At 64.4% G+C, this 10,392-nt stretch carries 10 protein-coding genes; 7 read left to right on the top strand and 3 right to left on the bottom strand.

Annotated elements, in window-relative coordinates:
- A partial coding sequence (locus Q8M88_RS01355) for a calcium-binding protein (RefSeq protein WP_305594313.1) occupies window positions 1–1,975 on the top strand: 1,975 nt, incomplete at its 5' end.
- A 272-nt stretch (window positions 1,976–2,247) separates the two neighbouring features.
- Here Q8M88_RS01355 and Q8M88_RS01350 read toward each other — a convergent pair.
- On the bottom strand, window positions 2,248–3,162 hold the full coding sequence (locus Q8M88_RS01350) for an SMP-30/gluconolactonase/LRE family protein (protein WP_305594311.1): 915 nt from the start codon (window positions 3,160–3,162) through the stop codon (window positions 2,248–2,250).
- A 153-nt stretch (window positions 3,163–3,315) separates the two neighbouring features.
- Here Q8M88_RS01350 and Q8M88_RS01345 point away from each other — a divergent pair, with 153 nt between their 5' ends.
- The 5 genes from Q8M88_RS01345 to Q8M88_RS01325 all read left to right on the top strand — a co-directional run bounded on the left by Q8M88_RS01345 (window position 3,316) and on the right by Q8M88_RS01325 (window position 7,684).
- Window positions 3,316–4,383 carry an acyl-CoA dehydrogenase family protein gene (locus tag Q8M88_RS01345; RefSeq protein WP_305594309.1) on the top strand — a complete coding sequence of 356 codons (1,068 nt, stop codon included), beginning with the start codon at window positions 3,316–3,318 and terminating at the stop codon, window positions 4,381–4,383.
- Complete coding sequence (locus tag Q8M88_RS01340; RefSeq protein WP_305594307.1) at window positions 4,359–5,546, top strand: acyl-CoA dehydrogenase family protein; 1,188 nt, start codon at window positions 4,359–4,361, stop codon at window positions 5,544–5,546. The genes Q8M88_RS01345 and Q8M88_RS01340 overlap by 25 nt, the downstream gene beginning before the upstream one ends.
- Window positions 5,547–5,577: 31 nt before the next feature.
- Window positions 5,578–6,351: an enoyl-CoA hydratase/isomerase family protein gene (locus Q8M88_RS01335; protein ID WP_305594305.1), complete on the top strand. Its 774-nt coding sequence runs from the start codon at window positions 5,578–5,580 to the stop codon at window positions 6,349–6,351.
- Between the two features lie 126 nt (window positions 6,352–6,477).
- Window positions 6,478–6,852, top strand: coding sequence for a VOC family protein (locus tag Q8M88_RS01330; protein ID WP_305594303.1), 375 nt, complete (start codon window positions 6,478–6,480; stop codon window positions 6,850–6,852).
- 91 nt (window positions 6,853–6,943) lie between these two features.
- The gene (locus Q8M88_RS01325) at window positions 6,944–7,684 is read left to right on the top strand and encodes a sulfite exporter TauE/SafE family protein (protein WP_305594301.1); all 741 of its coding nucleotides are present in this window, start codon (window positions 6,944–6,946) and stop codon (window positions 7,682–7,684) included.
- Window positions 7,685–7,986: 302 nt separating this feature from the next.
- Here Q8M88_RS01325 and Q8M88_RS01320 read toward each other — a convergent pair whose 3' ends face one another.
- Together Q8M88_RS01320 and Q8M88_RS01315 are read right to left on the bottom strand one after the other, a co-directional pair.
- Window positions 7,987–8,478 (bottom strand): hypothetical protein, encoded by a 492-nt coding sequence (locus Q8M88_RS01320; protein WP_305594299.1) that lies wholly within the window; start codon window positions 8,476–8,478, stop codon window positions 7,987–7,989.
- 474 nt (window positions 8,479–8,952) lie between these two features.
- On the bottom strand, window positions 8,953–9,546 hold the full coding sequence (locus Q8M88_RS01315; RefSeq protein WP_305594315.1) for a TetR/AcrR family transcriptional regulator: 594 nt from the start codon (window positions 9,544–9,546) through the stop codon (window positions 8,953–8,955).
- A gap of 196 nt (window positions 9,547–9,742) precedes the next feature.
- Between Q8M88_RS01315 and Q8M88_RS01310 the strand changes: the two genes are divergently transcribed.
- Entirely contained in the window at window positions 9,743–10,165 is a 423-nt protein-coding gene (locus Q8M88_RS01310) for a hypothetical protein (RefSeq protein ID WP_305594297.1), read from the top strand.
- Window positions 10,166–10,392: the final 227 nt, after the last annotated feature.

Genomic DNA, 10,392 nt, shown 5'->3' with positions numbered 1-10,392 from the left:
CGCCACCGGCGATGCGGCGTTCGGCGGCGCGGGTAACGACACCCTCGACGGCGGCGCAGGCAATGACCTGCTGCAGGGCAACGCCGGCAACGACAGCCTGGTCGGCGGCGCGGGAAGCGACACCGTCTATGGCGGTCAAGGGACCGACACCATCACCGGCGGCACGGGCGTCAACTTCCTGCAGGGCAACAAGGGCGCCGACATCATCACCGGCGGCACGTCGTCCGACACCATCCTCGGCGGTCAGGACAACGACTCGATCACCGGCGGCGGCGCGGCTGACTACCTCAGCGGCGACCTCGGCAACGACACCATCGCCGGCGGTACGGCGGCTGACCAGATCTTCGGCGGCGACGGATCCGACACCATCGTCGGCGGCGGCGGCGCGGACGTGCTGAACGGCGGCGCCGGCAACGACGCGATCACCAGCGCCACGGACGCGGCGACCATCTGGGGCGGCCAGGACGACGACACCATCACGCTGGGCGCCGGCGGCCAGGTCAACGGCAACGAAGGCCAGGACCTGATCAACGGCGGCGCCAACACGGCGACCACCGGTGAAGTCCTGCTCGGCGGCCAGAACAACGACACCATCAACGGCAACGGCGGCGCCGACACCCTCAACGGCAACGAAGGTGATGACCAAATCACCGGCGGCGCCGATGCGGACACCATCCTCGGTGAAGACGGCGACGACGTGCTGGGCGGAGCCGGCGGAGCCGACACCATCACCGGCGGTGCGGGCGATGACGCCATCACCCTCGGCACGGCTTCGGCGACGACGATCAACGTCGGCGACGGTGGCTTGGGTGACGACACGATCACCGGCGGCGCGGATCGCGACAGCATCAGCGGCGGCGACAACGGCGACATCCTCGGCGGCGCGGCTGGCACCGACACCATCGCTGGTGGCGCTGGCAACGACACCATCACGGGTGGCGCTGGAAAGGACCAACTCACCGGCGGCGCGGGTCAAGATCGCTTCGTGTTCGGCGCCTCGGACTCCGGTTCGACCGTCGGCTCGTTCGACCTGATCAACGACTGGGAGACCACCGATCGCCTTGATTTCGCGGTGGCTGGCGTCTCCTACACCGAAAGCACCCAGGCCGACTTCGCCACCGCGGTCACCTTCGCCAACGCCCAGATCACGGCCGGTGTCGATGTGGTCGCCGTCCAGGTCGGGACCGACACCGTGGTCTTCGCCGACACCGGCGCCGACAACGGAACCTACGAGGACGCCCTGGTCCTCGTGGGCCGCACCATCAACGACATCTCCGACACCAACCTCACGCCGGACGCTCCCGGCGCGGCGACGGTGCTCAACGGCACCGCCGGAATCGACACCCTCACGGGCACGGCGGGCGACGACCTGATCTCGGGCCTTGCCGGCGCGGACTCGATCACGGCTCTGGCCGGCAATGACACCATCGACGGCGGGGTCGGCGCGGACACCATCGACGGCGGCCTGGGCGCCGATAGCATCGTCGGCAACGACGGAGCTGACTCCCTGGTCGGCGGTTCGGGCGCCGACACCATCGACGGCGGCATTGGCGCGGACGTGTTCCTCGGCGGTACGGGCGCAGACAGCCTGGTTCTGGCGGCGGGCGCGGCTGACGAAGTTCAGATCGCGGCTGGAGACTCCGGCGTCACCGCGGCTGCGACCAGCTCCGCAGGCGCCGACTCGATCACCGGCTGGGTCTCGGCCGACCACAGCATCGACTTCCTCGGCTTCGTGCCTGCCACGGGCGTCAACTACGCAGAGGGCGGCGCGCCCGTCGCCGACTACGCCACGGCCTACGCCGCGGCCAACGTCGCGCTCGACACCACGGTCATCTACTACGCCGCCGAGATCACCGGCGTCGGCGTCGTGGTGTTCCACGATAACGACGCGGACGGCGCCTTCGAAAACGGCGAAGACGCCGTGATCCTGGTCGGCCGCGCGCTGACCGACATCGCCTTCGCCGACATCACCTGATCGCCGCGCGACTCCAGTCGCTTCGGCAGCGCCCGTGGATCGCGAAAGCGGTTCGCGGGCGTTTGTCGTTTGAGGGGGAGTGCAATCATCGGAACGGCTCGGCGGCGATTTTCCCAAAAGGGATATGGCGAACCCCCAGAAGCAGGTCTGGACCACCCATCAAACCATCCTCGGCTCGCTGCTGATTTAACCTGACAACGCCATCGCGTCGGCGGCGATCTGTGTTCTCCGATGGTCTGGTGGCCGACTGGCGCGCGCGCCGCGGTCGTCGCTCATGCGGCGTGCGAGGCCATCGCGCGCCCGGCGAAAGGGGTGTCGGCGCGCAGCACCACGCCGGTCGCGGACTCGGTGATGAACAGGCTGCGGCCGCCGTCCCCGCCGAAGGCGAGGTTTGTCCAAAGGGAGCCGGGCTCGGCTTCGATGAGATGGGTGGGGCGGCCGCGCAGGTCGAACCGCCACACGCCCATTCCGGGGTGGCAGACCCACAGGCCGCCCTCGTCGTCGAGGGCCAAGCCGTCGGGCCCCGCCGCGCCGCCCGATAGCTGCACGAATAGGCCGGCCTTGGAGACGCCGCCGTCGGGCATCAACGGCAAGCGCCACACCGCATTGCCGCGAGTGACCCCGATGTAGAGCTGCGTCCCGGCCAGGTTCATGACAAGGCCGTTGGGGCTGGGCACGGTGCTGATCAGCAGCTCCAGGCCCCGCTGCTCGCTCCAGCGGTAGACGCGCCCCGTGGCGTCGTGCAGGCCGGTCTGGCCCTGGTCGGTGAAATAGAGCTCGCCGGCGGAGCCAAAGAACAGGTCGTTGCAGCCTTTGAACCCCTCACTGCGATGCCTCTCGAGGAACGGCGTCACTTGGCCGTTCTGGGGGTCGACCTGCAGGATCCCGCGCTTGTAGTCGGCGACGAATAGCCGTCCGTCAGGGTGGACCTTCAGTCCGTTCGGCCAGCCGTCGTATTCGGCCACCAGGCTCCATTCGCCGCCCGGCGTGATGCGGAAGATCCGGCCGAACGCAATATCGACGACATAGAGGTTTCCCTCCCGGTCGAAGCTCGGCCCCTCCAGGAAGGACGAATGGGCGTGCCCGGGGAGGTTGACGTCGCCCCATGCGCTGGCGGTGCGGGTGCGGAAGGCGTCCGGCAAGCGAGCGAACGGCTCGGCGGCGAGGAGGATGGGCAGGGGATACATGCGCGCTCGCGGATTGGAGATACACTGGCTAGGGTTGGCGGACAGGGGCGCTTGTCAATCGCTAAGCGCCGCCGGTCTAGCGTTCGCCGGGCGGGTCGCGAAGCACGGCCGACGAATGACCGGCGCGCTGAAAAGCCAATTGAGGAATGTTGCATGTCACCAGACAATCTCGTCGCCGACACTGCCGCCCGCATGTTCGCGGAGCTCGCGGATGCGCAGTCGATCCTGATTTCCGGACGAGACGACTGGAAGGCGCCTTTGTGGTCAGCCCTCGAGGAAGTCGGGCTTCCGCTGGCGTGGGTTTCCGACGCGGCGGGCGGCGGCGGCGCGTCGTTGGAGGAAGGCTTCGCCGTCATTCTTGAGGCTGGCCGCAGCGCGCTTGCCGCGCCGCTGGTGGAGACGCTGCTCGCCGGATGGCTGTTGGCCCAGGCGGACTTGACGCCGCCGCCCGGACCGCTCTCTGTGGCGCCTTCCCGGCCTGGCGACGTGCTCTTGGCGGACAGCGAGGGGCGGATCAGCGGACGGGCGCAAGGCGTGCCGTTCGCACGGGAGGTCGAGCATCTGGCGGTCGTAGCGTCCGGTCCGGATGGACCTGTGGTGGCCCTTGTCCGCACCGCGGATTGCCGGCTTGAACTTGCTGAGAACCTGGCGGGCGATGCTCGCGACACGGTTGTGTTCGAGCACGTCCAGCCAGCCGAAAGCGGGGTCTTCGGCGTGACGGGCGCGGATGTCCAGCTTTCCTTGCTGATGCTGGGCGCGACGGCCCGCGGGCTGCAGATCAGTGGCGCGCTGGATAAGATCCTAAGGATCTCGGTTCAGTATTCGCAAGAACGCGTCGCGTTCGGAAAGTCCATTTCCAAGTTCCAGGCGATCCAGCACAATCTCGCGCGACTGGCCGGCGAGGTCGCGGCGGCCACAGCCGCGTCGGGGTCCGCCGCGGAGGCGGTCGCCACGACCGGTTTTGCGGGTGACGCGATGCTGCTCGAGGTCGCAGCTTCCAAGATCCGGACCGGCGAGGCGGCGGAGCTCGGCGCACGCATCGCGCATCAAGTCCATGGCGCCATCGGATTCACCGAAGAACACATATTGCATCGCTTCACGCTGAGAATGCTGTCATGGCGCGACGACTTCGGGAATGACACGTTCTGGAGCCTCAAACTCGGCGAGCGCATTGCGGGCAAGGGTGCGGATGAACTTTGGCCCTTGATGGCCTCGCGATGATGGGAGCGGGACAGATGACGACCCTCCAATTCGACCCGCTTCGCCTCCCCGAGAGCTGCAAGGACCTGCGCCAAGAGGTTCGAGCGTTCCTGGCGGACGAGATTGCGGCCGGCGTTTTCGACCCGAGCCGCCCCGACTCCGGCGCTGAAAATGCGGACGATTTCGCGCGTCGCGTTGGCCAGCGCGGATGGATCGGCATGACGTGGCCGAAAGTCTACGGCGGGCAGGAGCGCAGTTTCCTCGAGCGCTACGTGGTGACGGAAGAGATGCGGGTCGCCAACGCCCCCGTGGCGCGGTTTTTCGTCGCCGACCGGCAGAGCGGACCTACCCTGATCCGTTACGCGGACGAGCGCATCAAGCGCGACATTCTCCCTCGGATCGTTCGCGGGGAGGTCAGTTTCTGCATCGGCATGAGCGAACCCGGCTCCGGATCTGACCTGTTCGCGGCCCGGACGCGGGCCACGAAGGTGGACGGCGGCTGGTCTATCGAAGGCTCGAAGGTTTGGACGAGCAACGCCCATCGTTCGGACTACATGATCGGGTTGTTTCGCACTTCTCCCGCGACCCAGGATAACCGCCGCCACGGACTGACGTCATTCCTGGTGGACATGAAGGCTCCGGGCATCACCTGCCGGCCGATCAGGCAGATCACCGGCCAGAGCGAGTTCAATGAGGTCGTGTTCGACGATGCTTTCGTGCCCGATCATTACGTCATCGGCGAATTGGACGGGGCGTGGAAGCAGGCGACGAGCGAGCTTGCTTACGAACGGTCCGGACCGGAGCGCTTCCTCGAGAACTTCAATGTGCTGCGTCAGTTCGTGCGGGTCGCCGGCGACCAGCCTGACGCGCGCGTGGCGGTCGGTCTTGGACGACTGATCGCCCAGTTGCACACCCTGCGCCGCATGTCGGTTTCCGTCGCCAGCATGCTCGAGGCGGGCCGCGAACCGGTCGTCGAAGCCGCGATCGTCAAGGACATCGGCACGGTGTGGGAGCAACTTCTCCCCCATCAGGTGCGTGAGCTGACCTCGCTGCTGGACCTTGATGACAAGCTCTTCCGCGAAACCCTGGACTTCGAGATCAAAACGGCGCCGAAGCTGACCATCCAGGGTGGAACGACCGAAGTGCTTCGCGGTATCATCGCGCGCGGCCTCGGCCTGCGTTGATTGTCGACGAATTATTTCAAGGAAAAACATAATGGCGAGCGATCTAGCGGTTACCAAGGACGGCCACGTGGCGCTCCTCGAGATGCAGCGCCCGCCCTTGAACTTTTTCGATCTTCAGCTGATCACCGATATTGCGGACGCACTCGAAGTCATCGACGCCGATCCGGAAATTCGTTCCGTCGTGCTCGCGGCCCAGGGTAAGGCGTTCTGCGCTGGCGCGGATTTCAGCTCCGGCGAAAACGAGCTAGGCGGCCAGCAGCCTCCGCCCCCGGTTCACCTCTATGTCGAGGCCACCCGGATCTTCGGGAACAAGAAGCCGATCGTAGCGGCCGTGCATGGCGCCGCCATCGGCGGCGGGTTCGGCCTGGCCATGGCGGCCGATTTCCGGGTGACCTGCCCGGAGGCGCGGTTTTCCGCAAACTTCACGCGTCTCGGATTCCATCCTGGGTTCGGACTAACGGTCACGCTGCCGGAAGCCATTGGGAAGACCAACGCCGAGCTCATGTTCTACACGAGCCGGCGCGTCACAGGCGAACAGGCCCTGGCCATGGGTCTCGCGAGCGCCCTGGTGCCCGCCGATCAAGTGCGGTCTGCGGCCCTCGCCCTGGCGCGTGAGATTGCGGAATGCTCGCCGCTCGGCCTCCTGTCGACCCGTAAGACGATGCGTGGAAACCTCGCCCAACGCGTGAAGGCGGCTACCGACCACGAGCTCATCGAGCAGGAGTGGCTTCGGAAAACGCAGGATTTCTCCGAAGGCGTCCGGTCAACCGCGGACCGCCGAGCGGCCAACTTCATCGGCGCCTGACGCCGCTTTCTGTCGGGCTATGGCTCCGCCAGCGATTGGCGGGAGAGGTGATGGCGGCGCGCCGTACGCCTCATCGTGGACGTCCATAACGTCGGGTGCTGCAGCGCCCTCTGCGGGGATAGCCTGATGATCGACCGGATAGACCACATCGTGCTGACGGTTCGTTCCGTTGAGGAAACTTGCAAATTTTACGAACGCACTTTGGGTTTCAGACGGGTCGATACGCGAGGCCGGCCAACAGCGCTGCACTTCGGACGCCAAAAGATCAACGTTCACGAAGTTGCTCGCACCTTTGATCCCAAGGCGATGCATCCCACGTCCGGCGCTGGTGATTTCTGCCTGATTACGGAAGGGTCTCTTGAGGAATTACAAGCGCATCTTCTAAGTTGTGGCGTGCTAATTGAACTTGGACCAGTTGATCGTCATGGTGCAGAAGGTAAAATGACGTCCATATATTTTCGAGATCCGGATCAGAATTTGATAGAAGTAAGTAAATATTGATCGAGACCTAAGTAGAGACCGTCTATGGCCACCTCAATCAGGTGCGCGAGAGCAGCGGCAGATAGCCGGTTGGGGTTTGATTGACAGCACGATGGCCGAAGACCTGCCGCTCATCTTGGCCGCGTTTCTCCTGGGCGGCCTCGTCAAGGGCGCTACTGGGCTGGGGCTGCCGGCAGTGGCTACAGGGCTGCTGAGTCTGGCTATGCCTCCGCTCCAAGCGGCCGCGCTCATCGTCGTCCCTGCATTGGTGACCAACGTCTGGCAGACGGCCACCGGGCCCGCGCTCCAGACATTGTTGCGTCGGCTTTGGCCTCTGCTCGTCGGCATCTGCCTCGGGACTTGGACCGGTGCGGCGCTCCTGTCTGGCGTCGACGCTCGGCCCGCCACCGCGGCGTTGGGAGTAGCGATCATGCTGTACGCGCTTGCCAGCGCGCTGCCGTTCTCGAGAGGCGATCTGCCGCGGCGCTGGGAGCAGCGCATAGGTCCGGTCGTGGGGGCGATCTCAGGATTGATCGCGGCCGTGACGGGCGTGTTCGTGATTCCGTTGGTGCCTTTTGTTCAGGCGCTCGGTTTGGATCGGGACGGTCTCGTTCAAGCCCTGGGTATAAGCTTCACGACGTGTACCGTGGCGTTGGCGCTCGCATTAGCGGCCACCGGCGACTTTAGCTTAAGCGTCGGGCTCGCTTCGCTGCTCGCGCTTGCCCCGGCGCTGGTCGGCATGTTCGTCGGCACGTGGATTCGCAACGTAATTTCGCCCATCACCTTCAGGCGCGTCTTCCTCGCGGGATTCTTCATGCTCGGCGCTTATCTGGTCGCCCAGTTTGTGTACTGACCAGAGGAGTTGCGAAGCTTGTCCTGCTCTTCCATCAGGACCGTCGGTCAGGAGCCTTGTCAGGTTAACGCCTAGGGGTTCGGAAGCCGTCAGCTGCGACGAATTCAACCGCCGGCCGCCGCGTTCGAGACGCGCAGAGCCTCGGGTCGCTGTGGTTTCGTTCCGAAGTCCGGGACGAACGTCGCCAGAACCAATGCGCCGTCGGCAGTGCGTATCAGCGGTTTCCATCGCTATACCCCGAGCTTGTTCTGAAAGGGGTATAGCGAAGGCGGGAACAGAAGCAGGCCGTGACTACACGAGCGTCATTCAAGGTCGGGGATGATCTTGGCTCGGATGAAGGTGGTCGTCGTCAAGAGGATGTTTGCGCGGTCACGCGTCGGCTCAGCCACGGGGTAGACCTGCGAAAGATCGCCGTTGCTGAGCACAGCATCCGCCCAATTTTCCGCCAGTTCGCAATAAACCGCGAGCGCCAACGACGGCCGTTCCGCATGGTCGGTCACGAAATACATCGCAGGTAGATCGCCAACGAGGACCCACAGTTCTTCGTCGCCCGTATCCTCGATTGCATGCTCGAATCTCACGAGATAGAGCGCCAGAATCTCGCTGGCGCCGAAGGCCAGCAACATCGCCTTAATTGGCGGCGCCCACGGGAACGCCCGGACGTACGACTCCGCGCGCTCGCGCATACGCTCCAATAGCACCGTTTCCTTGGCGAGGTCGTCGTAGCTGCCGTCCTCCGTCACCAGCGGGATATGTTGGAAGCTCGAACAGTCTAAAGGCGGCTTGGGAGGCATCCCTCACTCTCGTTCCGGCGCCGAAAGATACCGGAACGATTTGAGAACATCAATCCCGTGCCGCTGTACCCTGCCGCCCGCCTATCGACTAGGCGATGTAACGCGGATCGATGAGCGGATCGCCGGTCTTCCAACCGGGGTTCCATTCCTTCTGATGATCACGCTTGTAGTTCTCCCAATCCTCTTGGCTAGTAGGGCTGCCCCTACCTTATGTCAGTGGCCCTTATGTACTGTCAGCGACAGGCCAAACGAGCAGAAAGCGCCAAATTCGCAACAGGTTAGACGCGAGATCCCACGTGGGGTTTTATGGCGTTACAGCGTAACATTTTGCCGCCGCCCGTCGCGCAAGCGCATCGGCGTAGGGCAAACGCTCAGCACCGGCCGCTTTTAGGATCCAGGTTCGAAATTGGGTGGCGCGCCTTACTGCGAGCTCATCAGCATCTTGATGGCGGCTTGAGGCGAGTGACGGAGCTACTAGCGAAACGGCAATCCGCTGCGCTGTCGCACAACGGTTAGCGACGCAGCCAAGATCTGCCCGGATTCTAGGGGGTCGGGTTCGGCGCGTGCCTGGCAGAGGGCGCCGACCATCTCTGCCAGCAACGACGTCGCCGTCGCATCTACCTGCTGACCACCTCTCGCCCTCAGTGGAACGGCTATAAACTCGCGCACCGATTTAGCTTCCGCGGCGTAGTGCTGGCGTGCGCCGTCCGGCATGCGCAGCGCCTCGCTGGCAAGGAGTGGGAGTACACACCCTGCAATGCTATCGTCGCGATGTTCCGGCGACAGATAGTGATCGATGAATGTCATCAACGCCTGCGCCGGAGAATCTTCTGCCGCGGCCCTCTCAACGCGCCTGCTGCGGTTCGACTCGATCATGCGTTCGACGGCAGCATCGACCATGGCGTCGCGCGAGGAGAAATGTCCGTAGAACCCGCCGTGGGTTTTTCCGATCCGTCTGACGACGCCGTTGAGTGTGCAAGCGTGTACGCCCGCTGCACGGATCGTGCGAATTGCCTCCTCAAGAAGCAGCTCGCGGGTCTTGGGAGCCTGGGTGGATTTGGGTCTCACGGTCAAACGACCTCAATATGATAATCATCATGGCGAAGGCGCGTTTGATCTCGTGGACTGCGCCGCGGCGATCGCTAACAAACGCCAATGCATGATACCTATCATATGAACCCTAGCACGAACAACCACAGGCTCTGTGCGATCCAGACATGCCCGCCTCTATCAAGACGAGCGTCGCTGTCGCGCGGCGGTCGGGATGGCCAGTTTCGAACGTCGGTGGCACAGTGCCGCGATGGAAACAGCCGCCTTGTCCGTCCATAACGAATTGCCAAGCGTCGCGTCTGCTCATTTCGCCGTGGGCGCGTCGGGAGAATTCTTGGAGTTGAAAGGTGCGTCAGGCGCTGCATACCGGTTCCGAGCCGCGTCGCCGCAAGCGCTGCCTTACGCTGGAGGGAATTTCGTTATTGCTCGCTCTGCGCCCGGGGGATCGACGGTGATCTGTTGCGGTTCCGCGAACAGCTTGCTGCACGCAACAGCGACATGGCGCGACGCTGCGGACAGGCACCAGGCTGACCAGCTTTTTATCTACTTGAATACGACGCGTCGCAGCCGCGAGCAGGTTTGCGGCGACCTCTTCGATGTGCTGCAGCCTGTACTAACCGCTAATATCGACGCGTAGCAGTCCACGAGCGTCCTGCTCCCCGGGCTGATTGCGCGCTGTCGCGCACCTAACGACCATTCCCGCCTTCAACGACCCCGGCTTTACGTAATAGGTCGCCCACTGAACGGCGGTTGATGGTGCAGACCGCCACAACACGGTCGTAGGTTCGACGTCCCGCGCTGCAAACTGCGATGCGCCCGGTGGTCAAGCGCACAAGGGTCGCCTTCGCGTTCCGCCCGCCTGGC

The organism is Phenylobacterium sp. (genome assembly GCF_030693805.1).
Lineage (GTDB): Bacteria > Pseudomonadota > Alphaproteobacteria > Caulobacterales > Caulobacteraceae > Phenylobacterium.
This window is presented reverse-complemented; position numbering and strand designations above follow the sequence as displayed.

Coding starts and splice junctions, on each gene's coding strand:
- Q8M88_RS01350 (WP_305594311.1), bottom strand. CDS start 3,162: ATGTATCCCCTGCCCATCCTCCTCGCCGCCGAGCCGTTCGCTCGCTTG.
- Q8M88_RS01345 (WP_305594309.1), top strand. CDS start 3,316: ATGTCACCAGACAATCTCGTCGCCGACACTGCCGCCCGCATGTTCGCG.
- Q8M88_RS01335 (WP_305594305.1), top strand. CDS start 5,578: ATGGCGAGCGATCTAGCGGTTACCAAGGACGGCCACGTGGCGCTCCTC.
- Q8M88_RS01330 (WP_305594303.1), top strand. CDS start 6,478: ATGATCGACCGGATAGACCACATCGTGCTGACGGTTCGTTCCGTTGAG.
- Q8M88_RS01325 (WP_305594301.1), top strand. CDS start 6,944: ATGGCCGAAGACCTGCCGCTCATCTTGGCCGCGTTTCTCCTGGGCGGC.
- Q8M88_RS01320 (WP_305594299.1), bottom strand. CDS start 8,478: ATGCCTCCCAAGCCGCCTTTAGACTGTTCGAGCTTCCAACATATCCCG.
- Q8M88_RS01310 (WP_305594297.1), top strand. CDS start 9,743: ATGGCCAGTTTCGAACGTCGGTGGCACAGTGCCGCGATGGAAACAGCC.